Annotated in this window: 25 protein-coding genes; 12 read left to right on the top strand and 13 right to left on the bottom strand. The window is 61.2% G+C overall.

Features of this window, described 5'->3' with window-relative positions:
• Positions 1–176: 176 nt before the first annotated feature.
• The 4 genes from WKV53_RS25100 to WKV53_RS25085 form a co-directional block, all read right to left on the bottom strand.
• Entirely contained in the window at positions 177–425 is a 249-nt protein-coding gene (locus WKV53_RS25100) for a glutaredoxin family protein (protein WP_341407582.1), read from the bottom strand.
• 200 nt (positions 426–625) lie between these two features.
• The gene (gene tyrS, locus WKV53_RS25095) at positions 626–1,807 is read right to left on the bottom strand and encodes a tyrosine--tRNA ligase (protein WP_341407581.1); all 1,182 of its coding nucleotides are present in this window, start codon (positions 1,805–1,807) and stop codon (positions 626–628) included.
• A 56-nt stretch (positions 1,808–1,863) separates the two neighbouring features.
• Positions 1,864–2,868 carry a polysaccharide deacetylase family protein gene (locus WKV53_RS25090; protein WP_341407580.1) on the bottom strand — a complete coding sequence of 335 codons (1,005 nt, stop codon included), beginning with the start codon at positions 2,866–2,868 and terminating at the stop codon, positions 1,864–1,866.
• 12 nt (positions 2,869–2,880) lie between these two features.
• Entirely contained in the window at positions 2,881–3,537 is a 657-nt protein-coding gene (locus WKV53_RS25085; protein WP_341407579.1) for an MCP four helix bundle domain-containing protein, read from the bottom strand.
• 245 nt (positions 3,538–3,782) lie between these two features.
• On the opposite strand from WKV53_RS25085, the gene WKV53_RS25080 reads away from it, so the two are divergent.
• Positions 3,783–4,160: a Co(2+)/Mg(2+) efflux protein ApaG gene (locus WKV53_RS25080; RefSeq protein WP_341407578.1), complete on the top strand. Its 378-nt coding sequence runs from the start codon at positions 3,783–3,785 to the stop codon at positions 4,158–4,160.
• 12 nt (positions 4,161–4,172) lie between these two features.
• Here the strand turns inward: WKV53_RS25080 and WKV53_RS25075 are convergent, their stop codons facing one another.
• Positions 4,173–4,787, bottom strand: coding sequence for a hypothetical protein (locus WKV53_RS25075; protein WP_341407577.1), 615 nt, complete (start codon positions 4,785–4,787; stop codon positions 4,173–4,175).
• A gap of 92 nt (positions 4,788–4,879) precedes the next feature.
• Here WKV53_RS25075 and thiD point away from each other — a divergent pair, with 92 nt between their 5' ends.
• The 3 genes from thiD to WKV53_RS25060 all read left to right on the top strand — a co-directional run bounded on the left by thiD (position 4,880) and on the right by WKV53_RS25060 (position 11,608).
• Positions 4,880–5,677, top strand: coding sequence for a bifunctional hydroxymethylpyrimidine kinase/phosphomethylpyrimidine kinase (gene thiD / locus WKV53_RS25070; protein WP_341407576.1), 798 nt, complete (start codon positions 4,880–4,882; stop codon positions 5,675–5,677).
• 249 nt (positions 5,678–5,926) lie between these two features.
• Complete coding sequence (locus WKV53_RS25065) at positions 5,927–8,875, top strand: hypothetical protein (protein WP_341407575.1); 2,949 nt, start codon at positions 5,927–5,929, stop codon at positions 8,873–8,875.
• A 39-nt stretch (positions 8,876–8,914) separates the two neighbouring features.
• Entirely contained in the window at positions 8,915–11,608 is a 2,694-nt protein-coding gene (locus WKV53_RS25060; RefSeq protein WP_341407574.1) for a choice-of-anchor D domain-containing protein, read from the top strand.
• A gap of 4 nt (positions 11,609–11,612) precedes the next feature.
• Here the strand turns inward: WKV53_RS25060 and WKV53_RS25055 are convergent, their stop codons facing one another.
• Positions 11,613–12,467 carry an endonuclease/exonuclease/phosphatase family protein gene (locus WKV53_RS25055; RefSeq protein ID WP_341407573.1) on the bottom strand — a complete coding sequence of 285 codons (855 nt, stop codon included), beginning with the start codon at positions 12,465–12,467 and terminating at the stop codon, positions 11,613–11,615.
• A gap of 70 nt (positions 12,468–12,537) precedes the next feature.
• Between WKV53_RS25055 and coaD the strand changes: the two genes are divergently transcribed.
• The 3 genes from coaD to WKV53_RS25040 all read left to right on the top strand — a co-directional run bounded on the left by coaD (position 12,538) and on the right by WKV53_RS25040 (position 15,722).
• On the top strand, positions 12,538–13,026 hold the full coding sequence (gene coaD, locus WKV53_RS25050; protein ID WP_341407572.1) for a pantetheine-phosphate adenylyltransferase: 489 nt from the start codon (positions 12,538–12,540) through the stop codon (positions 13,024–13,026).
• Between the two features lie 209 nt (positions 13,027–13,235).
• The gene (locus WKV53_RS25045; RefSeq protein WP_341407571.1) at positions 13,236–15,281 is read left to right on the top strand and encodes a carbon starvation CstA family protein; all 2,046 of its coding nucleotides are present in this window, start codon (positions 13,236–13,238) and stop codon (positions 15,279–15,281) included.
• Between the two features lie 108 nt (positions 15,282–15,389).
• Entirely contained in the window at positions 15,390–15,722 is a 333-nt protein-coding gene (locus WKV53_RS25040; RefSeq protein WP_341407570.1) for a hypothetical protein, read from the top strand.
• An 85-nt stretch (positions 15,723–15,807) separates the two neighbouring features.
• Here the strand turns inward: WKV53_RS25040 and rpsU are convergent, their stop codons facing one another.
• Positions 15,808–16,071 (bottom strand): 30S ribosomal protein S21, encoded by a 264-nt coding sequence (gene rpsU / locus WKV53_RS25035; protein ID WP_264490691.1) that lies wholly within the window; start codon positions 16,069–16,071, stop codon positions 15,808–15,810.
• 138 nt (positions 16,072–16,209) lie between these two features.
• Between rpsU and WKV53_RS25030 the strand changes: the two genes are divergently transcribed.
• The 5 genes from WKV53_RS25030 (at position 16,210) to WKV53_RS25010 (ending at position 19,338) form a co-directional block, all read left to right on the top strand.
• Positions 16,210–16,680, top strand: a complete 471-nt coding sequence (locus WKV53_RS25030; RefSeq protein ID WP_341407569.1) for a peroxiredoxin — start codon at positions 16,210–16,212, stop codon at positions 16,678–16,680.
• A 93-nt stretch (positions 16,681–16,773) separates the two neighbouring features.
• Positions 16,774–17,151 carry a hypothetical protein gene (locus tag WKV53_RS25025; protein WP_341407568.1) on the top strand — a complete coding sequence of 126 codons (378 nt, stop codon included), beginning with the start codon at positions 16,774–16,776 and terminating at the stop codon, positions 17,149–17,151.
• A gap of 6 nt (positions 17,152–17,157) precedes the next feature.
• Positions 17,158–17,757, top strand: a complete 600-nt coding sequence (gene recR / locus WKV53_RS25020; RefSeq protein ID WP_341407567.1) for a recombination mediator RecR — start codon at positions 17,158–17,160, stop codon at positions 17,755–17,757.
• Between the two features lie 51 nt (positions 17,758–17,808).
• Positions 17,809–18,729, top strand: a complete 921-nt coding sequence (locus WKV53_RS25015; RefSeq protein WP_341407566.1) for a class I SAM-dependent methyltransferase — start codon at positions 17,809–17,811, stop codon at positions 18,727–18,729.
• Between the two features lie 99 nt (positions 18,730–18,828).
• Positions 18,829–19,338 carry a hypothetical protein gene (locus WKV53_RS25010; RefSeq protein WP_341407565.1) on the top strand — a complete coding sequence of 170 codons (510 nt, stop codon included), beginning with the start codon at positions 18,829–18,831 and terminating at the stop codon, positions 19,336–19,338.
• A 247-nt stretch (positions 19,339–19,585) separates the two neighbouring features.
• On the opposite strand, the gene WKV53_RS25005 is transcribed toward WKV53_RS25010, so the two are convergent.
• The 6 genes from WKV53_RS25005 to WKV53_RS24980 form a co-directional block, all read right to left on the bottom strand.
• The gene (locus WKV53_RS25005) at positions 19,586–20,194 is read right to left on the bottom strand and encodes a hypothetical protein (RefSeq protein ID WP_341407564.1); all 609 of its coding nucleotides are present in this window, start codon (positions 20,192–20,194) and stop codon (positions 19,586–19,588) included.
• Positions 20,195–20,420: 226 nt separating this feature from the next.
• Positions 20,421–20,576 (bottom strand): hypothetical protein, encoded by a 156-nt coding sequence (locus WKV53_RS25000; RefSeq protein ID WP_341407563.1) that lies wholly within the window; start codon positions 20,574–20,576, stop codon positions 20,421–20,423.
• 106 nt (positions 20,577–20,682) lie between these two features.
• On the bottom strand, positions 20,683–21,762 hold the full coding sequence (locus WKV53_RS24995) for a hypothetical protein (RefSeq protein WP_341407562.1): 1,080 nt from the start codon (positions 21,760–21,762) through the stop codon (positions 20,683–20,685).
• 80 nt (positions 21,763–21,842) lie between these two features.
• On the bottom strand, positions 21,843–22,388 hold the full coding sequence (locus WKV53_RS24990; protein WP_341407561.1) for a hypothetical protein: 546 nt from the start codon (positions 22,386–22,388) through the stop codon (positions 21,843–21,845).
• 18 nt (positions 22,389–22,406) lie between these two features.
• Positions 22,407–23,324: a GNAT family N-acetyltransferase gene (locus tag WKV53_RS24985; protein WP_341407560.1), complete on the bottom strand. Its 918-nt coding sequence runs from the start codon at positions 23,322–23,324 to the stop codon at positions 22,407–22,409.
• Positions 23,325–23,377: 53 nt separating this feature from the next.
• The gene (locus WKV53_RS24980) at positions 23,378–23,770 is read right to left on the bottom strand and encodes a VOC family protein (protein ID WP_341407559.1); all 393 of its coding nucleotides are present in this window, start codon (positions 23,768–23,770) and stop codon (positions 23,378–23,380) included.
• Positions 23,771–23,823: the final 53 nt, after the last annotated feature.

Genomic DNA, 23,823 nt, shown 5'->3' with positions numbered 1-23,823 from the left:
GGACGAAAATACCCCCCCACCGAATACCCCCCACGGGAAAACCCGCTGGCCATGTCCCCTCCCAGACTCGGCCAGCGGGTTTTTCTTTTTGAGGATTTGGGAGGCGCGCGGGAATGATGGGCCTACCGGGGCAGTCCGCCTGAAGGCGGGACTACGTGCAACTTGAGGCGCAGCCGCTAGATGGCGTTGCGCTCCTGGAGGAAGGGGACGAGTTCCTCGACACCGAAGTCGGCGAGGACTTCGCCGTGCCAGTCCATGGTGGGGGCCTTCGATTGGCCAGAGAGGTCGATCATTTCCTGCATGGCTTCGCGGTTGCCGGAGACGACCATGATTTTGACGGGGACCTTCTTTTTGGAGAGGTAGTTGACGACGTCATCGCACCAGGGGCAGCCGGGCTTGATGTAGAGGATGGGCAGTTCAGGCATGGCGGGGAGCTACGGCGGATCTGAGGGGAAGGAAAGGGAAGTTTGCGGTCGGCGATGCATGGGTGATGAGGGCCCACCACGTCTCGCGTCCCTTCAGGACGCCGTAGGGGGAACGCGAAAAACCCAGGGCGTTGCCCTGGGCTTAGGGATTTCGCCCCGTTGGGGCTGAAGAGGATGAAGGGGTTGGGGGCTGAAGAAGATCAGACGAAGCGGACGGCGTGCTTCTTGGAGAGCTTCAGGACGTCGCCAGGTTGCGGGGAAACCGGAGCGGCGGGGTCGGTGAGCTTGTCGCCATTGAGCTGGACGGAGCCAGAGGTGATGAACTGCTTGCGGAGTTCGCCGTTCGATTTCTCGACGCCGAAGGCTTCCTTGAAGCCGTGGGCGGCAAGGGTGAGGACGGTGAGATCGGTGGGGAGACCGGAGAGCGGGAGCTCGGGGAGCTCGGCGCTGGCGAGGTCCTTCTTCGAGAAGCGGGTGTCCCAGTCGGCGCGGGCACCGGAGCCTGCTTCGGCGCTGTGGTAGCGAGTGGTGAGCTTTTCGGCCAAGGACTTCTTCGCTTCCATGGGGTGGATGGAAGGATTGAGGGTCTCGCCTAACAGAAGCTGGTAGTAGCGCGCCATGAGTTCGTCGGAGACGCTCATGAGCTTGCCGAACATGTCCTGCGGGGCGTCGTTGACGCCGACGTAGTTGCCGTAGGACTTCGACATCTTCTTCACGCCGTCGAGGCCTTCGAGCAAGGGCACGACCATGACGACTTGCTGTGGCTGACCTTCTTCTTTCTGAAGGTCGCGGCCGACGAGGATATTGAAGAGCTGGTCGGTGCCGCCGATTTCGACGTCGGCGCGGATTTCGACGGAGTCCCAGCCCTGCATGACCGGGTACTGGAGCTCGTGAAGGCGGATTTCCTGGCCCTTCTCGATGCGAGTGCGGAAGTCCTCGCGCTGGAGCATCTGCTGGAGCGTGACGCGGGCATTGAGGCGGAGGATGTCCTCGTAGCTCATCTTGCGGAACCAGTCGCCATTGTAGACGATTTCGGTCTGTTCGCGGTCGAGGATCTTGAAGGCCTGCTCAGTGTAGGTGGCGGCATTCGCCAGCACGTCGTCGCGGGTAAGCGGCGGGCGGGTGACCGAGCGGCCGGAGGGGTCGCCGATGGTAGCGGTGAAGTCGCCGATGAGGAGCACGGCCTGGTGGCCGAGTTTCTGGAACTGGCGCAGCTTCTCCAGCGCGACGGTGTGCCCGAGGTGGATATCCGGGGCGGTCGGGTCCACGCCGAGCTTGATGCGCAGGGGGCGGCCGAGGCGGAGCTTTTCGAGGAGTTCCTTTTCCGAGAGCACCTTGGCGGTGCCGGCGGTGAGGATGGTGAGCTGTTCTTCCGGAGTCACGGGGCGCGAACCGTAGGGGCGGGGCGCGCGGGTGGCAAGCGGTGAGGCGAGGGGGCTCAGGTGGCGGACTCGGGCATGCCCGGGGTCTGGCGGGCGATGTATTGGCTGAGTTCGCGGGGGAGGGGGTTCCAGTATTGGCCGGCGTACTTCTCCTTCACGTAGATGAGGTAGTCCTCGTAGAGGGCGGAGTCGAACTCGCTGATGGTGGGCTTGCGGCCGTCGAAGGCGATGTAGTCGGGGTGGACATTGAGGAGGACCATGCCGCCGCGTTCGGCGAGCCAGTCGGTTTTCTCCCGCCAGATCTCATTCGTGGGCTGGCGGAGGATGAGATAAAGGGTGACGTCCTGAGGGAGGGTGTAGGGGAGTTCGACGTAGCTTTCCTCGGGGGTGCGGCCCTTCACGACGAAGGGGAAGATGGTGCCTGCGCCGTCCGGCTGGGGCTCGAAGGGATCGGTATCGAAGGTGGAGGCGTCGTAGTTGATCTCGAGCTGCTTCAGCCACTCGAGATTGTGGAACATGAAGCCGGCGCGGAAGCCGACGGCGCGCCATTCGCGGAGGTGGCCATTGATGGCGACGGAGCATTCGTCGAAGGACTTCCGCGAGCGATAGAGGGAGCCATCGTGGCGGAGGTCGTGGATGCCGATTTCGAAGCCGAGGTCGGTGATGGATTTGCGGAACTCGGGGGTGACCTCGTAGCCGCCTTCGGGGATGAGATTGAAGGAGGAGCGGAAGCCGTGCTTGCGCTCGATTTCGGCGAGTTGGTGGCAGCGCTCAAGGCCGAGCGGGCCCTCGACATCGTGGGTGAGGACGAAGGCGAATTGCTTGCCATCCGGCCAGCCTTGCCAACCGCGGGGCGTCTCGCCGGCGGAGACCATGATGGGCCAGTCCTTGGCGGTCTGCAGCTTGTAGTTCGCGCGCAGTCTCCGCATGTTGTAGCGCACTGCCTGGGGAAGGAAGGGCTTGAAGAGATAGTACATGGCGTTGAGCACGCTCATGCCGCGGCCGCCATCGGCTGCGTCGTAACTGGCCATTCCGCGTGGGGATTCGTCGGCGATGTCCATGATTTGGATGGGTTACTTGCGGACCACGATGGGATTGCGGCTGAGGCGCTCCATGACGGCGGTTAGAGGAACGAAGAAGCCATAGATGAAGAAGAAGACAAGCAGGAGTCCTTGGACGATGAGAAGGACGTGACAAAGCCGGATGATTTCCTGGCCGCCGGCGCGGGCCTCGGTTGCATTGTGCTCGATGAGGCCGCCCAAGGCCTTGGCATAAGCCTGAAATTTGGGGATGCACTGGGTTTCGAACAGGTCATTGGCCTCCGGTTGCTTGCCAGCGATGAGGAGTTCCACGACCGCCTTGCGGGTGGCACGATAGTCGTCCTTGGTGGCGGTGAGCCGGTCGAAGGCGGCGCGTTCCTTGTCGGTCTGGACGGTCTCGCGGTGAGCTTGGTACTGGGCATCGGTGGCGCGACTTCTGACCTCGAGGGCAGCCGCGAGTTCAGTGCCGGTCATGCCGTGGCCGCTGGCCGCACGTGCGGTGTCGAGGAAGCCCTCGGACATCTGCATGGTGGCGAGGCTGCTGGTGGCAAGGCCTTGGAGGGAGTCCGAGACGATGCGGGTGGCATCGCGGCGGATGGTCCAGACGGTGAGGACGGGACTGACGACGATGAACAGGAGAACGATGGCGGCGAGGGCGATGTAGAAATTCCTCAACGGACCGGGTTTCATGGATGCAAACAGAGGGGACATGCAGTGAAGGGGGGGCATGGGCCCAAGAAGGGCTGACGGGGATCTAGCAGGAGGAGTGAGGCGCCGCGAGAAAATCGTGATAACTCCGACGAGCGGGGCGATCTGCATGCTGGGACCGGACGGTGGAATGGCGCCCGGGATTTTCGAACGATGGCTTGAAAAATCCCCGCTTGCGGCTTGGCACCGGCAGAGCGAATCGTTCAAAGTCGCAGGACATGACCCCGATGCTGAGGAAACTGGACGGGCTGAGCGTCAAGGTGGATGACGTGATCTACATGCCCAGCCTGGACGCTCCGGACGAGCGCCCGCATCCGTTCGTGTACTTTATTTCGATCAAGAACGAGTCCGACGAGAAGGTGACGATCCGCGGTCGCAAGTGGATCGTGCGCGAGGACGACGGCGAGGTGACCGTGGTCGAAGGTGACGGTGTGGTGGGCCAGAGCCCGGTGATCGGGCCGGGCGAGAATTTCTCCTACAACAGCTATCACGTCACCCGGGGTGATGGGACGGCGGAGGGTGCATTCTTTGGCGAGACGGAGGATGGTGAGTGGGTTTTCACCCGCATTCCGGAATTCCGCCTGACGGTGCCGGGCTGGGCGTGAGGGGATCCTACCTCAGCGAGTCCTGGCGGCCCATGCTTTGACGGCCGGACGGCTGAGGAAGAAAAGGGCGAGGGCTGGATAGAGGCAGGAGAGAACGGGGGAGGCCACGGAGGCGATGGAGGTCATGGATTTGACCATGCCTGTCGTCATATCGGCCGAGCCTGCGGGCATGCCGCGGGTATTGAGGATCTCTCCGGTCATGCGGTTGCTGAGCGGCAACACGTAGCCGACGGTCACGACCAGCGAGATGATTTTCGCGGTGATGGAGGTCCACGAATAACGGTTCGACCACATGATGCCATCCGGCTTCTCGCGGACCAGCTTGAGGCCGGCGACCAGGAGCAGCGCGGCCAAGCCCAGCGTGAACGTGCTGTGCATCACCGTGACGGGCCAGAGGTCTTCCATGTATTTCCGCTGCACGACGATCACCGGGTCATTCGCCCTCGCGCTCTGTAGCATCGAGGTGAATTTCAGGGAGAAGAGCCCCCAGATGCCAAAAAGGATGCCGAGACCGCCGAGCACGATGTGGAGGATGCCGAAAACCTTCACCACCTGGGGCTGCGGGCCCTGGGGCAGTGCGGGCGGGGCAGAGCTGAGGGGTGTCTGATAGGGTGAATCTTCGTCCATGACTGGAGACATGGGATGCGAAATCCTCCGCTCCTGTCGATGTCCGATTGGCCTGCTTTGACCTTTGGCGCGGAGTTCCCTAACATCCGGGTATGCATGCTTCCCCACCCGTCACCCTGACGATTGCCGGTTCCGATTGCTCCGCCGGTGCCGGCTTGCAGGCAGACCTGAAGACTTTCCAATATTTCAGCGTCTTCGGCCTGACGGCGGTCACTTGTGTGGTAGCGGAGACGCCAAAGGTGGTGCGCTCGGTCCATGCGGTGCCGCCAGCGATCCTGCAGGATCAGCTCCGGGTGCTGCTCGAAGCTTTCCCGATCGCAGCCATCAAGACGGGGATGCTGTTTTCGAAGGCCCACATCGTGGCGATCACCGAGATCCTGGAGCAGTATCGGGGGATCCCGCTGGTGATCGATCCGGTGATGATCGCGTCCACCGGCGATCCGCTGCTGGAGGAGAATGCGATCGCGGCCTACAAGGAGCGGCTGTTCCCGCTGGCGACGGTGATCACGCCGAATCTGGATGAGGCGGAGGTTTTGTGGGGTGCCTCGGCACGCGACGAGCAGACGATGGAACGCGCGGCGCACGAGCTGTCTGCCCGGCATGGGTGTGCGGTGCTGCTGAAAGGGGGGCACCTCGGTGGACCGGTGTGCGCCGACCTGCTGGTAGAGAATGATCTGCCGACGTGGTTCCGCTCGCCGCGGATCGATGGTGCGGCGTCCCATGGAACCGGCTGCACCTTGTCCGCTGCGATCGCGGCGAATCTGGCGCTGGGCGGGGATCTGCATGACTCGATCGCCACCTCGAAACGCTATCTCGATCGAGTTCTGGCGACTTCTCTGTCGTGGGAGAATCTGTCCGTGCTGAATCAGGGGACGATTCATTTTCATTAAGTTGTCGGACAAAAATGCCTAATATTCATCTTCACGCTTGCCAAAAGCGTTTTGAGAATACTTTGTGGTTACATGAGAACCGCATTGCGTTCCTTTTGTCCCCTCCTCCCCGCACTGCTGATCGTGACGGGAATGCATTCTTCGGCTCAAACCACGGAGGATGGGTTTCTTCCCAAGGTGACGGGGGCGGTCCGATGCGTGACCGCCACGCCGAACGGAAAGTTGTGGATCGGCGGTCAAATCACACAAGTGAACACGACCGCGGTCCAGAATCTTGCGTGTCTTCAATGGGACGGAGTCACGGCGAAAGGACCGGTTATCGAGACAAACGGGGCGGTTCTTTGCCTGTTGCCTGGTGCGGATAATTCGCTGCTGATCGGTGGGGCATTCACCGAGGTCTCCGGCGAGGTGCGGGCTGGCTTGGCCCGAGTGGTGGAAAGCGATGGTGCCCGGCTGGACTTCGAATTCGCGCCCAAGTTCGACGGAGAGGTGCGATGCCTTTTGGCTGATGGTGATGGCGTGCTGGTCGGCGGCAATTTCATCCGCGTCAACGGCCAGCGAAGGGCCGGAGTGGTGAGGCTTTTGATGAACGGGGAGGTGGATCCTGCGTTCGATGCCAAACTGGAAGGGGAGGAAGGCGTCGCGGTGAACGCGATGGCCCGGCAACCCGATGGGAAGATCGTGCTGGGCGGACTTTTCGACATGGCCGGGAAGCAGGCGGTGGCGAATCTGGCGCGGCTTTACCCCAGCGGAGTGCTCGATACCCGCTTCCTCGGATCGGCGGATGGGGAGGTGCATGCGATCGGCGTGCAAGCCAGCAGCCATATCGTGATCGGCGGGGATTTCCTGAATGTCTCGGCGCATCCGGCGGCGAAGCTTGCCCGCTTGAACCGGCAGGGAGACTTCACCCAAACCTTGGAAGGCCTCGACGAGCGCGTGAGCACGATCAGTATCCAGGCGGATGGGAGGGTTCTGGCAGGAGGTCGCTTCGGGTCCCTTGCGAGCTCGAAAAATGGAGTTTTCCTCCGCCTTTCCGCCGAGCTGCAGGTTGAAAAGACTGATCCTTTTATCACCGGTGAGGTGACTTGCTGCATGCCGCAAAGTGACGGGCGAATCCTGGTGGGTGGCTCGTTTGACGTAGCGGACAATCGACCCAGCTATGGGTTGGCACGGCTGGACAGCAACATGCGCGCGGACACCTCGGTGGGTTCGAGAACCGGAGTGACGGGGAGCATCGCCACCGCGGTGCAACTGCCGGACGAGAAGCTGCTTTTCACGGGGCCGTTCACCCGGTTAGGCGCTTCTACCGTCCCTCCCTTGGTCAGGACCGACTCGAATGTTGTCCTCGATACGACCTTCAAGAATCCGTCGCTTGGAACCGGCCTTACAGGGATCCAGGTGCTGCGTGACCAGAGGCTGTTTGTTTTTGGATACATGGAATCAAGCTCACATCCGGGGATTGTCCGGCTGCAGTCGAGCGGTCTGCTGGACCAGAGCTTCAAGACATCTTTCTCCGGGCCGGCACCCCTGGTGGTGAACGCCATCGCGGACCAAGCGAACGACCGGCTCCTGCTGGGAGGGAACTTCACCCACATCAACCAAGTGCCAAGGTCGATGATTGGCCGGGTGAGCAGCACCGGAGGCTCCGACCAGAACTCCATTCCAGTGCTGGAGGGGGCTCCGACCGAGTTTCTGACTTCGCCGAGCGGGGAGCTGACAATTGGCGGGGGCATCCCGGCGGTGGGCGAAACACCCGCCCGAGCGTTTTTGAGACGCTACGACGTCAAAGGCAATATCGTGGCCAGCTATCAGTCGGAGAACGGAGGGAAAGTGAACGGACTGTGCCGTCTTCCTGATGGCAAAACATTGGTCTGGGGTCTGAGGCCTCTGGGCGGCGAGGCGAATATGGTCCGGCTCGGGCTCAACGGAAAACCCGAGTCCTTCAGCCCTTCCTTCAATGGAGAGGTGCGCAGCGTGAGCGTGCAAGCAGATGGCAGCATGCTGGTGCTGGGCGCATTTACCACCTATCGCAGTGGGGGTTCGGGTTGGTCGACGCCGGATGGATTTGTCCACGTGGGTCCTGACTTCCGTTCCAGGAACAATGTGCCGGTGACTGCCTTGAGCCCGCCCGGCCTGGGGCGTGCGGGGCTGGTGCAAACTGATGGCAAGTTCCTCTTCTGGGGTGGATTCACTTCCACGAAGGGATCCCGCCTTGGATTGGCGCGGCTTTCCACCGTGGTGCCTGCTTCCCAAGAGCTCGGGCTTGGTGCCGGGGAAAGCTGGTCGAGGATCGCGTGGCAGCGCTCGGGTAGCGCTCCGGAAGTCGAGCGCGTTTGGTTCTCCTCATCCACCAATGGGACGACCTATGGGACCGCGAGCGAGGGGCGCTGGGTCCATGGGCGATGGGAGTGGGAAAAGTACAGTCTGCCGTCCAAGACGCCGGTTTGGATTCGAGCGGAGGGTCGTGTGCCTTCGTCCGGTGGTGGGGACGCCGGCGGTCTGGTGCAGTCGATTCGCCAGGTCTTCCTCGAAGGAGAAATCGATGTCGCGGAGGGTGAGAATTCCCTCATCAGCGGTAGCGGTGATGAGATCAACTTTGGCGGACAGATCCAAGGGGTGCCGCCCCTTCGCCGCACTTTCACGATCACGAATCGCGGCAATGATTGGCTGAGGCTTGGGGAGCCCGTCGTACCCCAGGGCTTCATTGCCGGGGCGCTTTCCGCGAGTCAGCTGGCTCCTGGCGATCAAGCCACGATCGAGGTCACGAGTGATCTTTCGCGGGCTGGAGTGTGGACTGGGGAACTGGTGATCCCGAGCGACGATATCGATGAGAGCGAGTTCGTCACTTCCCTGAAATCCGAGGCGCTGACTCCGCTGCGCACGATCCTGCTGAAGCCGCAGACCGTGCTGAATCGCAAGACGGGGCTGCGCGAACAGGTCATTCGCGTGAGGAATGCGGCGGGCATCACCTACACGAGCTTCCGCGTGATTGTTAGTGGGCTTCCGCAGGGAGTTGAGATCCGGAACGCCAACAGCGAGCTGCTTCCCGATGGAAGCTATGTGATCGTGGTGGATCAAGCTCTGGGCGCATTCGGCAACATGGATCTCAAGCTGGAATATTCCTTCCCCAAAAAGACGCCGGCCCGTCTCGTTCCGCGGATCACCGCGGAGGCGATACTGGAGACAGCGGGCGAGTGATCGCAGAGTGAGCAATTCCATCCCCCCTATTGAAGCGTCATGAAAACCCTATCCTCCATCGCGCTCGTGACCCTTTGCCTGACCCCCGGTTTGTGGGCGGCGGGCGAGCTGGACACGACTTTCAATCCGAACGTCAACGACGAGATCAAAGCCTTGGCCCTGACGGCGGATGGCAAGATCTTCATCGGCGGCTCGTTCACGAGCGTGGGCGGTGTGGAAACCAACCGGATCGCCCGTTTGCTCACGAGCGGTAGCAAGGACCCGAGCTGGGATTACAAGACCGCCGGGGCTCCTGCGTCCTGCGTCGTTCTGGCAGACGGCAACGTGCTGGTGGCGGATCCGGTGAAGAGTTCCCAGACGACGGTCTACCGTTTTTTGGCAAACGGTACTTCGGACCAAACATGGAAGACGATTGATGCGTCGGCGACGGGGATTCAAAGCATGGCATTGGATGCCGACGGCAATCTACTGGTGACGGGAGGTTTTCACGCGTTGAACAACACCAAGTGCGCGGGATTCGCGGTCGTTGGAATGGATGGCGTCATTAAAAGCCATCCGCTTATAGAAGTGAGTGATACAAGAGCAGTGCTCACTCTCTTGCCGAGAGCGGATCGGAGCACCCTGCTGGGAGGGAGTTTTGTCCAGATCAATAGCAAGAGCCGGAATCATGTGGCGAAGATCAGTTCGCAAGGAACTTTTGATAGTGTGTTCGCTCCGGCGATCACGGTTGGCACTGATTCCGCCATCTTGTGTTTGGCAAGGCGTGGTACTGACGGATCGTTTTATGCGGGTGGATCATTCAGCCAGACATTGGACGGGAAGGTGATCGCGACGTGCCTCGCGAGTTTTTCCAGCACGGGTGTTCTCAACACCAGCTTCAGGCCGATATTCACGCATGCGACGAAAGCACCGAGGGTCACATCGCTTGCCGTTCAAGCGGATGGGAAGATCATCGTCGCCGGCGATTTCACCGGCGTGAATGGCGTGGCCAACAACGGACTGGTCAGGCTTCTGTCAGATGGCACGAATGACTCTTCTTTCAAGGCTACCGCGGAGGGTGTGACCGGATTAGCCCTCCAGATGGATGGGAGGATCATCATCACCGGGAACTTCACGCAAGTGAACGGGGTAGCGCGGAACCGCATTGCCCGGCTGCGTAACAGCGAGGCGTTTGATCGTCTGACCATCCGGCAGGATGTGGTCAGCTGGTCCCCTTTTGGCGCGATTCCGCAGTGTGACCTACTGACTCTTGAAACTTCGACCGATGGCGGCGTGACGTGGCTGCCGGCTGGAAAGGCGAGTCCTACAAGCGGGGGCTGGCTCGCCACAGGCCTGGACCTGCCGGTTTCGGGAATGCTCAGGCTTCTGGGGCGGTCATCGAGCGGTCTCCAAAACGGGTCTTCCGGATTGGCAGCAAGGCAGACGAGCTATTCACTCGTCCCTGAAGTCTCAGTCAGGGAACTCAACTCCCAAGGCGGCTTGCTTGTCCTAACAGATGGCCAGACTTCGCCGGTGGACTACGGTGAAATCGGCCAGGGAAGCGCGGCAACCAAGACCCTGCAGATTTACAACAGCGGAAGCGCAAAGCTGACGGTGACGGATATCCAGCTTCCACCGGGCTTCACGCTGATCAATCCGCCGGTTCTTCCGGCAAAGGTTGGCACCTCGACTTACCTTGCGCTCACCGTGCAAGCGGATACCACGGCGTTGGGAAGCCTCAGCGGAACCGCCGTCATCTCGACCGATGATGCGGACGAGGCCTCGTTCGATTTCCCGCTGGCCGCAGCAGTGGTCGGGCCGGATATCGCGATGCATTTGGGAGACGTGGAGTTGCCGAATGATCGGGCCGAGCCGGTGACTTTTGTCGAAGGCTATCAGGGGGCTGATCCGGTGCGGCGGAGCTTCGCGATTTCCAACGAAGGAAACAGGAATCTGGTGGTGAGCCGCATCGCGGCAAGCGCTGGATTCACTGTCGATGACGCGCAGGCTTATACGTTTGCTCCCGGAGAGAGCCGGGAGATCCGTGTAGGCCCCGACCAATCGATCGCGGGGGACTTGACCGGGTATCTGGAAGTCTACTCCGACGATGCCGATGAGCCGGTGTTCCGGGTGCCGTTGGCGGCGCGGGTCCTGAATCCCTTGGTGACGAAGGTGCTGAACACGCGGACGACGCTGAACCGCAAGACGGGGCTGCGGGAGCAGAAGCTGCGCATCCTCAATCCGGTGAAGATCGCTACGGTGGATGGTTTCCGGGTGATCGTGCGCGGCTTGCCTGAAGGGGTGGTCGTGAGAAACGCGAGTGAGGTTCTGGAAGATGGCTCGGTGGTGATCGAGGTCCATCGACCGCTTGGTCCATTGGGCAAGTTCGACTTCGTGCTGGAGTATGAGATTTCCAAGGGAACGTCGGCGGTGGTTTTCCCGGCGCTGACGACCGAGGTGATCCTGAACAGCACGAGGAAAGCTGCCCTCGTTTCGGGAGCGGCGCTGGCCCCAGAGTTCGCGGTCGAGAAGTGTGAGCGGACTGCCGATGGAGATTTCGCGCTCACTTTCCGCGCGGTGCCCGGACGGTTTTATCAGGTCGAGTATTCTTCCGATGGGAAGATCTGGAAGGCCAGCTCGCCGACCTGCGCGGCTGGCAGCATTGTACGGTGGGTGGACTGCGGCAGCCCTTACACCGAGAGCTCGCCGAAAGACGTGCCGATGCGTCTCTACCGGGTGCGCGAGATTGAGTGATGGATCAGGGGAAACGGAAGTCCCGGACGATGGCCATGTGCTGCATCATCTTGAGGGCGCTGTCGCCTTCCTGAACGGGCGGGACTTTCGCGAGGGGTTCGAAGATGCGGGTGTCGAAGACGAGGCCGCCGTCGAACTCCTGGCCGGCCAGGGCGACGGGGATCTCGTGCTTGTCGAGGGTGGGGCTGGCGAGGACCCAGTCGTAGGGGCGGTTGCGCGGGGCGTTGGTGGAGGTGTTGCCGAGGCCATCGTGCGGTGGCTTGGCGGGGACGACGAAGGACTTCGCGAGGAGGGGGAAGCAGGGCTCGCCGGGAGTGCGGGTATTGAAGTCGCCGCCTAACAGAAGCAGGGCGTCGGCGGGGACATTCTTCTGCACGGCTTCCAACAGGGCAGTGACTTGGGTGGCTCGCGAGGTGGCGTTCTTCGAGTGGAGGTGGACGCTGATGACCCACAGGTCGCGGTCGCCGGGGAGGCGGATGCGAGCCCAGGTGAACTCGCGATTGTCGAGGACGGGATCGTCCCAATGGCCGGAGGCGGCGATGGGGTAGCGGCTGATGATGCCATTCGGGATACCCTTGGTCTCTTCCTGGAAGAAATTGAAGTCCTTGCCGAAGGTGTCATTGACCCATTGGCGGACGGGCATGGTGGTGTTGAATTCCTGGATCATCACCACGTCCGGCTTGAGGGCTTTCAGGATGCGGGCGCCGGCTCCCTCGGGATTGCTGTGGTTGCCATTGTCCACGGAGTAGGACTGCTGCTGGTCCGAGGTGAGGTTCGCCGCGACGGCGCGGAGGGTGAGAGGCTCGGCGAGGGCCGCGCTCGCGAGGGTCAGGAGGGCCAGAGTCAGTCGCCGGATCACGGGGCGAGACTAACGTGTGCTGCCTTTCTTGGCACTTGGAACTTTTCGCCCGGGGTTCCACGCTCCGCGCATGCGCACCGCGGTGTATGCCGGGTCCTTCGACCCGCCGACGAATGGCCACGTCTGGATGATCCAGCGCGGGCTGGAATTATTCGACCGGCTGATCGTGGCGATCGGCAGCAATCCTTCGAAGAGCTACACTTTCAGCGTGGAGGAGCGGCTGGAGCTGCTGCGGGCCTCGGTGCCTTCGTGCGAGCGGCTGACGATCTCGCATTTCCACAACCGGTATCTGGTGGATTATGCGAAGGAAATGGACGCGCGGTTCATCCTGCGCGGGATCCGGGGGCCGGATGACTACGAGTACGAGCGGGTGATGCGGCACATCAATGCGGACCTGGCGCCGCACATCACGACGAGCTTCCTGATGCCGCCGCGGGACATCGCGGAGGTGTCATCGAGCATGGTGAAGGGATTGATCGGGCCGGTGGGTTGGGAAGATCAGGTGCGGCGGTATGTGCCGGCGCCGGTGTTCGAGATGCTGGAGGCGCGGAGTCACTGAGACTGGGAGCGCCGGGACGAGGTCTCCGGTCGCCGCGAGAACTGCTTCGGTTCCGCACTCGGAGAGTGCGGACTACTTTGGGTAATCGGAGAGGGGGCCCACTTTCGAGGGGGGCCACTGTTTCTGATTTCCAGTGGGGCGGAGTTTAGGGAAACTGTGGCTACGTTGATTTTGGTCACCCAAGGACCGGGTCACGACATTGGTCAGTTATGAAACCCTTTCTTCGCGCTCTTCTCTGGATTGCCATCGCTTTGCTCGGAGCTGTTGCTGTCGGCGTGGCGGCGTTCCAGCGGGGGGAGCCGGTGAATGCGCTGTGGCTGGTGGTGGCTGGGGTTTGCACGTTTGCGGTGTCGTATCGGTTTTACTCGGCGTGGCTGGTGGCGAAGGTGCTGACTGTCGATGACCGGCGGGCACCGGCGGCGGTGACTTGCAATGACGGGAAGGATTTCGTGCCGACGCCGAAGTGGGTGGTATTCGGGCATCACTTCGCGGCGATTGCGGGGCCGGGGCCGCTGGTGGGGCCGGTGCTGGCGGCGCAGTTTGGGTATTTGCCGGGGACGCTTTGGATTCTCGTTGGGGCCACCTTGGGTGGTGGCATTCATGATGCGGTGGTGCTGTTCGCCTCGATGCGGCGGCAGGGGAAGTCGCTGGGGCAGATGCTGAAGGAGGAGCTGAATCCGGTGATCGGGGTGGTGGCGATGATCAGCTTGATCGCGATCATGACGATCCTGCTCGCGGTGCTGGGGCTGGTGGTGGTGAACGCGCTGGCTGAGAGTCCGTGGGGTTTGTTCACGATCGCGGCGACGATTCCGCTGGCGATGGTGATGGGGGTGGCGATCAAGAGCGGGAAGGTGGGGGTGACGGCCGCGTCCGTCTTCGGGGTGGTGGGGCTCTTGGCCGCGGTGGCGGGCGGGCAATACCTGACGCCGGAGATGAAGACGATGCTGACGCTGAAGAAGACGGATCTGGCGTGGGCGATCATGATCTATGGCTTCGCGGCGAGCGTGCTGCCGGTGTGGCTGCTGCTGGCGCCGCGGGATTATCTGAGCACCTTCATGAAGCTGGGGACGGTGGCGATCCTGGCGGTGTTCATCGTGGTGCTGCATCCGCCGCTGCACATGCCGGCGGTGACGCCATTCATCGATGGCAGTGGGTTCGTGGTGGCGGCACCGGTGTTTCCGTTCGTATGCATCACGATCGCTTGTGGTGCGGTGAGTGGATTCCACGCGCTGATTTCGTCGGGGACGACGCCGAAGCTGCTGGCGCGGGAGAAGGATATCCGGCTGGTGGGCTATGGCGCGATGGTGGTGGAGATGCTGGTGGCGCTGATGGCGATCATCGCGGCGTGTGCGCTGCAGCCGGGGCAGTATTTCGCGATCAACTCGCCGGTGGATCCGAACAATGTGGCGGCGGTCGAAGCGCAGATGGTGAAGATCAATTCGTATGGGCCGGAGTATGCGGTGACGCGGGTGGAGATGGAGGAGCTGGCTCATGATCTGGGCGAGCCGCACATCATCGGGAAGGTGGGCGGTGCGCCGACGTTCGCGGTGGGGATGGCGCACATGTTTGCGAAGGTGATCCCGGGGAAGACGGCGCTGTCGCTGTGGTATCACTTCGCGATCATGTTCGAGGCGCTCTTCATCCTGACGACGCTGGATGCGGGGACGCGGGTGGGGAGGTTTATCCTGCAGGATTTGTTAGGGCAGCTGGTGCCGAAGCTGCGGGATACAGGGTCGTGGGCGGGGAATGTGACTGCCACGTTTCTGCTGGTGGCGGCTTGGGGCTACTTCCTGTATCAGGGGGCGATCGATCCCGAGGGGATTGCGAAGAGCTTGTGGCCGATCTTCGGGATCGCGAACCAGCTGCTGGCGGTGATCGCTTTCTGTCTGGGGACGACGATCCTGATCAAGATGGGGAAGGTGCGCTATGTGTGGTGCACGGCGGTGCCGCTGGTGTTCCTGACGGTGGTGACCTTCAGCGCGGGGATCATGAAGATCTGGTCGCCGAAGGCGGCGGGGTTCTTGCCGGCGATTGCGAAGCTTGAGACGGCGATCGCTGGAGGGCTGAGCGGTGAGGCGCTGAAGAAGGCGCAGACCTCGCTGACGAATTTGAGGGTGGATGTGGCGATCACGGGGCTGTTCCTGGTCTTCGTGGCGGTGATCGTTTTCGGCAGCGTCCGGGAATGGTGGCTGCTGCTGCGGAAGCAGAAGCCGGTGGTGCTGCGGGAGAGCGAGTATGTGGCGCTGGCTGATTAGAAAAACCGCTCTCGGCTTTCAGGTCTTGGGAGTCGATAGTGGATCATGGCGCTGAGCCACAGCATCTGGCGCAGGGATAGTCCTGGGTTTCCGGGCATACCGGAATACATGGAGATCTTTCCCGAATGTGGCCGGATCGTCGATGTCGCGCCGGCGCAGCCGGATCCTCTCCGATATGCGCCGATAGTGCATGCTTACGAGGAAATGGAGCCAGGTCGCGTGAGGATCCGGCTCAGCTCGGACTCCGAGTGGAGGGAATTCACCTATCGAATGGAGGGGGAGATTATCTACTGGACGTGGGGCGGAAAGGAGTGGCCGTGGGAGCTGATTTCCGATGACGAAGTGCCCCGGTGGTTTCGTGGCTTGGAAGCCAAGGCCCGCCAGCGAATGGACGAGAGGGAGGCTGCCGCGGCTGCGAAGAAGCCGGAGGCGGGGGCATAGCCCGGAATCTGTCTGATGCCATAAAAGCAAAACGGACGCCTTTGTGAGGCGTCCGTCCTGATTGACTTAGGAAAACGGAAAGTTTTTACGCGTTGGCGGCGGCGGCAGCGGCGGCTTCTTCGGCCTTGGCGGCTTGGGCCGGGCTGGTGTAGCGCCAGCGCACCTTGTGGCGCTTCGGAGCGGTGCGGGCCTTGCGGATCTTGCGGGCGGCGACGGATTCGAAGGAACGGCGGCGGCGCATTTCCTCGAGGATACCTTCGGTATCAAGTTTGGTCTTCAGGCGCTTCAGGGCACGGTCAACCGGCTCGCCCTTTTTCACTGTCACTCCACGCATGCTACGATCGCTCATTCGATTTGAATCTGGTTTTCCTAAAAGTCGGGGCGCGGAAGCTGATTTGGCGGCGGGGCCTTGTCAATCCGGGACTTCGGGATTTTCGCCTGATTTCCGGGCCTTGCGCCGGGCGGCGAGGGGTGCATTTTGGCCGCCATGAAGCCTGCCATTGGTTCTGCTGCCCCGGATTTCACTGCTCCTGTCACCGGCGAAGGGTATGGGGAGGACGCCTCTGTGACACTTTCGGAACTCCGGGGGGAGCGGGTGGTACTGGTTTTTTACCCGAAAGACGATACCCCGGGCTGTACGAAGCAGGCGTGTGCGCTGCGGGATGGCTGGGGCGAGGTGAAGGCGAAGGCGCGGATCTTCGGGGTGAGCATCGATCCGGTGAAAAGTCACCGGAAGTTCATTACCAAGTATGAGCTGCCGTATCCGCTGATCGCCGATGAGGATCAGTCGATTGTGAATGCCTACGGGGTGTGGGTGGAGAAGTCGATGTATGGGAAGACTTTCATGGGGACGGAGCGGAGTACGTTTGTGATCGGGGTGGATGGGGCGATCGAGGCGGTGCTGGAGAAGGTGTCGCCGGATGAGCATCTTGAGCGTTTGCTGGCGGTCTTGGGTTAATGGATTGAGCTTTTTGGTTCGCTCTCCCTAATCTCCTCCCACCCGATGCCCGCCGCCGCGACGAAACCGCCTGCTCACCCTCTTGCCGCGCTGATGTCGATCGGCGGGATGTCGCTGGTGCTGGCTGCGGCGCTGGAGCTGCTGGGGTTTTCGCAGAAGGTGGACGGGCTGGTGACGGCCTGGATGAAAACCAGCGGGCTGAATGGGGAATTCCGGGTGCTGCCCGGGTGGGCTCCGTGGATGTGGGCGGTGCCGATGGTGCTGGGGCTGGCTGGCGGGATGCTGGCATCGCGTAAGACGTGGCGGCGGTCGGTGCTGTGGGCGACGACGCTGGTGCTGACCCTGGCGTGGGTGCCGGTGCTGGCGCTGGCCGGGTATCAGGCGGAGGTGACGATGCCGCTGCTGGCGCTGGTCTGGTGCGGCCTGTGGGCGATGATTTACGCGAACCGCCATCAGGAACCGATCGACTGATTTTCCATGGCTCGCATCGAATATCCAGAGGCGGTCGGCAAACTGGTGGATGAACTCCGCAGGCTCCCGGGCGTGGGGCCGCGAAGTGCGGAGCGGATTGCGATCTGGCTACTGCAGAGCGCGAAGGCGGATCCGGTGGCGCTGGCGTCGGCTCTGGAGAAGGCGAAGGAGGAGGTGGTGGCCTGCCCGGTGTGTGGGTTTTTTGCGACTGAGGAGAAGTGCGAGATTTGTTCGGATCCTTCGCGGGACTCGGTGCTTTGTGTGGTGGAGCAGGCGACGGATGTGCTGCCGCTGGAACGCTCGGGTGCTTTCAAGGGGCGCTATCACTGTCTGGGCGGGAAGCTTTCACCGCTGGATAATGTGACGCCGGATGATTTGCGGATTGGGTCGCTGCTGCGGCGGATCGACCATGAGCAGGTGAGCGAGGTGATTCTGGCGCCTGGGTCGGATGTGGAAGGCGAGGCGACGGCGAACTACCTGGCGAGCTTGCTGAAGGGGAAGTGCCACGTTACCCGGATCGCGCAGGGCTTGCCTGCGGGTGGTGGACTGGAGCATGCCGATGCGCTCACGCTTGCTCGCGCGCTTGAAGGGCGTCGCGGGCTTTGAGGATCGCAGATTGTAGATCGTAGATTTTAGATTCAAGATCCCAGCTTCACGATGCCTCAGCCACCCCGAAAGCGCCCCGGATATAAGAGCAAGCAGAGCTGGCAAGGTGGCCATGGGCCGCGACGGGAGGATCAGGGGCAGGGGAGTGCTGGGCGTTTTTCATCGGGGCCCAAGCCGCAGGGGAAGCCTGCCTTCGCGCGCAAGTCTGCGCAGGAGCAGGGCTGGGATCAGGTGGCGGGATGGTACGACAAGCTGGTGGGCGACAAGGGGTCGGACTATCATCGCAACGTCATCCTGCCGGCTGCGATGCGATTGCTTGCGCCGAAGGCTGGGGAGAAGGTGCTGGATCTGTGCTGCGGGCAAGGGGTGCTGATTCCGCTGTTGCTTGAGGCGAAGGTGGGTCGAGTGACGGGGGTGGATGCTTCGCCGCGGTTGATCGAATCCGCCAGCGCTCGCTTCCGGAATGAGAAGCGTGTGGAGCTGGTGGTGGCTGATGCTTGTGCGCCCGGTCCGTGGGCGGATGGGTCGAATGATGCAGCTGCCTGTATCATGGCGGTGCATGATGTGCCGGATCTGCCGGCGATGGCGCGGCAGGTGGCTGCGGCACTGAAGCCGGGTGGGCGTTTTGTGGCGATCTTCATGCACCCTTGTTTCCGCATCCCGCAGCAGGCGCACTGGGGCTGGGATGAGGGGCGGAAGCTGCAGTACCGGCGGGTGGATCGTTATGGGGTGCCGCAGGAGATTCCGATCGTGACGCATCCGGGGCAAGGGGGTGGGGATACGACGACTTTCTATCACCGGCCGGTGGGTGAGGTTCTAACAGCGTTTGGCCAGGCGGGGCTGGCGATCACGGTTTGTGAGGAGCTTTTCAGTCACCGGCGTTCGCAACCGGGGCCGCGGGCGAAGGGGGAGAATCGGGCGGTGAAGGAGTTTCCGGTGTTTCTGGCGGTCTCTTGCGTCAGGCTGTCGTGAGTGAATGCTGGGCGCTTGCGGTTTCGTCCGGCTTTGCGAGTGTTGCCAGGTTGAACGGCGGGGGGATTTCCTGCCGAACCCACCTATCCAACCACGATCATGCGAACGTCATTCCTTGTTCCTGTTTTTGCCGCACTCTGCTGTACTGCTTACGCCGTTGATGCCACGGTTCCCTTGACGGTGCCGTCGGCTGACAAGAAGGCCTCCATCACGCTGCAACTTGGCGAGAAGTGGAAGACTTCTGCCTCCAAGGATGGCAGCACCACGATCGATATCCCGATGTCCGGGGTGCACATTGAAGTTTGGGCGCTCAGCCAGGCCTCGGTGGAGGAAGCTGAGAAGCAGGCGGCGGAGCTGATCAAGGGCTATGTGACCAAGTTCAAGGTGACGGAGACCAAGCCGATCACCGTGGCAGGCGCTCCCGGCAAGCAGGTCACCGGCACGGGTGAGGAGGCCGATGACGGCGATCCTTCCAATGCCGACGTCTATTTCTTCTCGGTGGAGGGGAAGGTCTTCATGCTCTGCGCTCACGGAGAAGGTGATGGTTCGGTAAAGAACCGGCCGCTGATCGCGACGCTTCTCGCTTCGGTCAAGAAGGAGGGTCATTGAGAAGCTGCGGCACCGATTCGATTGAACGTTGTTCGATGCGGGTTCAGGATCTAACAGGCCTGTGGGGTGTTCCTGTAGGCCTTTTGCTTTGGGGGAGCTCGTCCGATACAAGGCGATGAGTGAGCGATCGTGCGCGAGGCTTGCGATCACGGTTTGTAAGGGGCTTTTCAGTTCATCGATAGCGGCCACGGGGCGTGCCCATTTCAGCCGCGATGGTCCCCATGTCCGCTGAAGCTCATGCTTGGTGTCATTTTTTAAGGTTCACAGGTTTGAGGTCTTCGGGGAGAAGAAGGTAGCAATCGCTGCCATACCATAGCACAATGAAAGCGGGCGACGCTTTAGGAACCTCTACGTCGAATCTGGAGGCCGGATACTCCCGCCACTTGGTGGATGTCGTCGTCGGGCGGGACTTGATGCGTCCGCGCACGACCGCGAGAATGGCAGCCTGCTCCGCAAGAACCTCAAACTTGCAGTTGATCGCGACCGACATTAAGCTTCTGGATTTTGGCGTCGATAGGTTGATCAGATGTGCTATCCTAGCCTCGTCCTTCTCGTCGGACTTAAAGAAAATGAGGAAACGGTCTTCTTCCGCAACACTCGACGGCTGGGGATCTTTCGGAAGACCAAGCCAATATGGTGAGCTTGCAGATTGAGGAGGGGTGGCCTTCAGGGACTCGTCTAGGCTGAATGAAAGCTGAAACGATGAATCCGATTCCTTGCGCGTCTGGGTGACTCGGTAAATGCCGACGCTCGCGGATGTATCAGCGAGCCATTCGAGGCTCGGGCCAACCATGACCTCGGATCGGAGAGTCAGGGTGACGAGGAGATACAGGATGGCAGATAAAGTAGATTTCATGAGACGTATACAATGCCGCTTGAAGCCAAAAGTGTCTCCGCGGATTTGGCCGGAAAGGCGTGCATTACGTGCTCGTTACTCTTAGCGGCGATGGAGCGGAACGTGGGTTTTTAGCGGTCGAGGGAGGATTCACTGCAAATGCTCTGTGGAAAACGGCGGTGAGGAGTTTCCGATGTTCCCCGCTATCTATTGTGTGGCGCCGCTGTAAGCCGACGCGACGGCACGCCTAATGGGCGTAGGTCATCCACATGTTGTAGACGCTGCGTTGGGTCGTCGGGTCGGCTTGGGTGCGTTGGTGAATCTCTTCGAGCGAGAGTTCGTGACCGGCGTGCTCGAAGAAGCGGTCGCGGGTGCCGTCTTTTCTGACTGATGCGCGGACCATGTTGGCGACTGCTGTTCGATCGGCTTCGGTCGCGACGCCGAAGAGGTATGCGATGTCGCTGAGTTTGGATTCGTAGCCACCCATCTAGAATGATGTCTGTGCGCGCCTAAGGATTGAGGCCGTCGGCGGCGATGGCGGTCAGTTCAGTCAGTCGGTAGAAGCCATTCGCCATTTGTTGGTAGGCGCTGTCTGCGGAAATGTCGTTTGAATGAAGATCGCCCAGCTTTTCGGAAATCTCGCTGCTTCTCGATGAGTTCCGATCCATCTGCCTAGCGAAGACTGCCATGAGCTTGCAGCTCGAATACAGGCTGTTCGCCGCCTGTTGCATGGCGCTGCGCGAGCTGATGTCGGACGTTCGCATTTCCGATAGGATGGTCCGAACTTCACTTCCGGAATCGTCGTCGCGGGCTGTGATGTTGCTGAGGAGCGCGACGAGTTCTGCCATCCGGAAGCCTCCGTTTGCGATCTGCTGATAAGCGGACTTGGCGGAGATGTCCTTGAGGTCCAAGTCGGATTCGATTTCGCGGATGGCAGCGGTGTGCTCGGATTTCCGGTCTGCTTCCCGGGCGGCGATGCACAACAGTTCCACGCAGCGGTAGATTCCGTTGGCAGTCTGTTGAGCCGCGCTCTTGGATGAAATGTCGTTGATGTTGCGGCGGGAGAGCGTGGAGGAGATGCTCGATTTCGAACTTCCGTCTTTATCAAGCTGGTTTGCGACGATGGCGATCATCTCGCCGAGGCGGAAGGAGCCGTTGGCGCATTGCTGGATCGCGCTGTCCGCGCGGATGTTTCCGGTGGATTGGTCCGAGATGACGGATCGTATTTCCTCCGCATAGCTTCGATCGGCAACATAGCCCTGCTCGACGATTTCCTGCGTGGTCTGGACGAGTGAAGTTACCGAGAGGTCTCCGCCGCTTTGCTTGTTCGCGTAGAGCAGGCCGCCTCCCACCAGGATGGCGGCGATTGCCAGGATCGCGGTTGTGGCGAGCTTCCGTGTTTGTTGCTTTGGCGGGGACTCTGCGGCCTCAGCTGCGGGAGGAGCGGGCTCCTGCTTTTGGGGTGAGGGAGGAGGGCCGGGGTGCGCGACGAAGGTGGTGCCACATTGAACGCACCTTATGTATTTTCCGTTGTAGTGGTCCGGCACTTCGTGGGCGGACTGACACTTCTTGCAAAGTGATGTGAACATCGAGTGTGGGGAGAGGAATCAAGGAATTGATAAGTTCCGATCCTCCTGAGTCAAGCTGCCGCGAGATCATGCGGCCGGCTTCACTGGATGTTGATTTTCTGGTGATTCACGGCGAAGCCCAATGCTTCGAGGGGCCTGGCGATGGAGCGGAAACCATTGGCGGCGATGGAGCTCAGAAACTTCATTCGCTGTCCGTCGAGGACGAGGTTGAACTCGAAGAAGTGATCATTTGAGTTCGTGAAGTGCTCGGAGGAGAAATAAACCCTTTGCTTGGCATTCTCGATCGACAGGCCCATTCGCGGGAACTCCATGAAATCGTCTTGCGGCCGATATCGCAGCAGGTCGCCCTTCCGGCGTTGGAATAGACCATGAGCGAGGATGCCAAGGGATGTGAAGACGCCGGTGGCGGCGAGGAGCCAGATTCCAGCGACGCGGGCTCCATCGTTGCCGGCGTTGCTCCTGAGATTGGCGAGTCCAATCGCGGCCAGGGTGCAAAGGACGAATACGAGGATGGAGGTGATGATGCCTGGCTTCCGATCGAATTGGAAGCGGACGACGCCGGACGAGGGATCATGCACTTGCTTCCATGATCCGAGATTGTTGTAGGAATTGTGGAGTCGCGTCATGACGGATCGTGGAGTGATCTAGTGAGGAGACTCCAGCAGGAGATACTCGCCGTCATCGCTGGTTCCTTGATCGACTTCGGTCCAGCCTATGTCGCGATAGAAGGCAAGGGCAGGGAGGTTGGCGGTGAGGCATTTGAGGCGGAAGGGGCCGGGGATGCGTTGTTGGAGATCGGTGAGGAGGATCAGGCCGATGCCTTGGCGGAGGTGATCGGGACAGACGAAGAGATGATGGATGAAGTTCTCGGCTTCCCAGAGGGAGATGAAGCCGAGGAGGGTGCCGTCTTCGTATTCGGCGAGGTGGATGAGTTCGCCTTCGGTATCGCGAGTGAAGTCATCGAGTTGGAAGTCTTCGGGATTGCGCCAGGTGAATGCGGCGCGGCGCGAGCGGAGGTAGAGGTCGGCGAGCGCGGCTTGGTCGGCGGGGAGCGCGGCGCGAAGGTTCAAGAGCGGGGGACGTGGGTATTCGCCGTGAAATCCGTATCGTGACTCAAAGCCGATCTTCGACCGAATAAGGGCGGTGGCGTTGATGTTTTGAGCTTCTTGCCCGGCGTTGAGGCGATGGAGGGAGCAGAAGAGTTTCTGGTCTTCGATGCGACGGATGGAAACCAAGCCCGGTTCTCCCATGTCGCTGTCGGTGGTGGCTTCGTAGATGAGATGGGCGGGAAGGTGCATGTTCTCGTCGAAAGGCTCGGCGAGGGACAAGTCAACGATGGCTTCTTCGAGCCAGTGGCCTTCGGGCTCATCGAATTGATAGAGGATGGTTCCGAAGTGGTAGATGCCGACGCCTTTGATGCAGACGCGCTTTCCGGCGTGGCGCGACATTTCCGGTGGGGTCATCGGATGTGCTCCGAAGCGTTCCTGAAGGTCGTCAAGCACGGCGGCGCTGGCGAGGAGCGCATACTCACCGGCGAAGAATGCGGGATGGTCGTCGGGCATGGAGTGTGATGGGCGATGTTGCCAATCTGATTCACACGGTGTCACCGCCGCGCCTACGATTCTTTGACGACTTGGCCGAAGCCGATGTCATAGCCGTCGAGGTCCTGGATGCCGAATTCGCGGCAGCCGTAGGGTTGGTCGCAGGGGCCGTAGTCGATCTTGGCGCCGTTTTTGACGAACTCGGCGTGGAGGGCATTGGCGTCATCGACCCAGAAGTAGGCGTTCCACATGTTGTGGGCGACGGTCCAGTGGGGGATGATGTGGGCGGGGTCCTCGGCTTGATTCAGCATGAGGTAAATGCCATCGCGATGGAGGATGACGAAGCTGGCGGGCTCGCCCCAGAAGCGTTCGTAGTGGAAGCCCATGGTGTCGCGATAGTGATTCGCGGCGGCGACGACGTCGCGGACTAACAGGACGGGGGCGCTGGAGGTGAGCTTCGCAGGCATCGAAGTTTGCTAGTGTTCAGTTTCCAGTTTTCAGCAAAGACAGAAGACCAATC

Source organism: Luteolibacter sp. Y139, assembly GCF_038066715.1.
Taxonomy (GTDB): Bacteria; Verrucomicrobiota; Verrucomicrobiia; order Verrucomicrobiales; family Akkermansiaceae; genus Haloferula; species Haloferula soli.
The sequence above is the reverse complement of the archived record's forward strand: the minus strand, read 5'-3'. Positions and strand labels throughout refer to the sequence as shown.

Excerpts from the sequence above, each read along its gene's own strand:
- coaD (WP_341407572.1), top strand. The coding sequence starts at position 12,538 with ATGCGCACCGCGGTGTATGCCGGGTCCTTCGACCCGCCGACGAATGGC.
- WKV53_RS25060 (WP_341407574.1), top strand. The coding sequence starts at position 8,915 with ATGAAAACCCTATCCTCCATCGCGCTCGTGACCCTTTGCCTGACCCCC.
- WKV53_RS25040 (WP_341407570.1), top strand. The coding sequence starts at position 15,390 with ATGGAGATCTTTCCCGAATGTGGCCGGATCGTCGATGTCGCGCCGGCG.
- recR (WP_341407567.1), top strand. The coding sequence starts at position 17,158 with ATGGCTCGCATCGAATATCCAGAGGCGGTCGGCAAACTGGTGGATGAA.
- rpsU (WP_264490691.1), bottom strand. The coding sequence starts at position 16,071 with ATGAGCGATCGTAGCATGCGTGGAGTGACAGTGAAAAAGGGCGAGCCG.
- WKV53_RS25010 (WP_341407565.1), top strand. The coding sequence starts at position 18,829 with ATGCGAACGTCATTCCTTGTTCCTGTTTTTGCCGCACTCTGCTGTACT.
- WKV53_RS24980 (WP_341407559.1), bottom strand. The coding sequence starts at position 23,770 with ATGCCTGCGAAGCTCACCTCCAGCGCCCCCGTCCTGTTAGTCCGCGAC.
- WKV53_RS25000 (WP_341407563.1), bottom strand. The coding sequence starts at position 20,576 with ATGGTCCGCGCATCAGTCAGAAAAGACGGCACCCGCGACCGCTTCTTC.
- WKV53_RS25075 (WP_341407577.1), bottom strand. The coding sequence starts at position 4,787 with ATGGACGAAGATTCACCCTATCAGACACCCCTCAGCTCTGCCCCGCCC.
- WKV53_RS25090 (WP_341407580.1), bottom strand. The coding sequence starts at position 2,868 with ATGGACATCGCCGACGAATCCCCACGCGGAATGGCCAGTTACGACGCA.
- WKV53_RS25085 (WP_341407579.1), bottom strand. The coding sequence starts at position 3,537 with ATGAAACCCGGTCCGTTGAGGAATTTCTACATCGCCCTCGCCGCCATC.
- WKV53_RS25025 (WP_341407568.1), top strand. The coding sequence starts at position 16,774 with ATGTCGATCGGCGGGATGTCGCTGGTGCTGGCTGCGGCGCTGGAGCTG.
- WKV53_RS24990 (WP_341407561.1), bottom strand. The coding sequence starts at position 22,388 with ATGACGCGACTCCACAATTCCTACAACAATCTCGGATCATGGAAGCAA.
- thiD (WP_341407576.1), top strand. The coding sequence starts at position 4,880 with ATGCATGCTTCCCCACCCGTCACCCTGACGATTGCCGGTTCCGATTGC.
- WKV53_RS25045 (WP_341407571.1), top strand. The coding sequence starts at position 13,236 with ATGAAACCCTTTCTTCGCGCTCTTCTCTGGATTGCCATCGCTTTGCTC.
- WKV53_RS24995 (WP_341407562.1), bottom strand. The coding sequence starts at position 21,762 with ATGTTCACATCACTTTGCAAGAAGTGTCAGTCCGCCCACGAAGTGCCG.
- WKV53_RS24985 (WP_341407560.1), bottom strand. The coding sequence starts at position 23,324 with ATGCCCGACGACCATCCCGCATTCTTCGCCGGTGAGTATGCGCTCCTC.
- WKV53_RS25030 (WP_341407569.1), top strand. The coding sequence starts at position 16,210 with ATGAAGCCTGCCATTGGTTCTGCTGCCCCGGATTTCACTGCTCCTGTC.
- WKV53_RS25015 (WP_341407566.1), top strand. The coding sequence starts at position 17,809 with ATGCCTCAGCCACCCCGAAAGCGCCCCGGATATAAGAGCAAGCAGAGC.
- WKV53_RS25005 (WP_341407564.1), bottom strand. The coding sequence starts at position 20,194 with ATGAAATCTACTTTATCTGCCATCCTGTATCTCCTCGTCACCCTGACT.
- WKV53_RS25080 (WP_341407578.1), top strand. The coding sequence starts at position 3,783 with ATGCTGAGGAAACTGGACGGGCTGAGCGTCAAGGTGGATGACGTGATC.
- WKV53_RS25100 (WP_341407582.1), bottom strand. The coding sequence starts at position 425 with ATGCCTGAACTGCCCATCCTCTACATCAAGCCCGGCTGCCCCTGGTGC.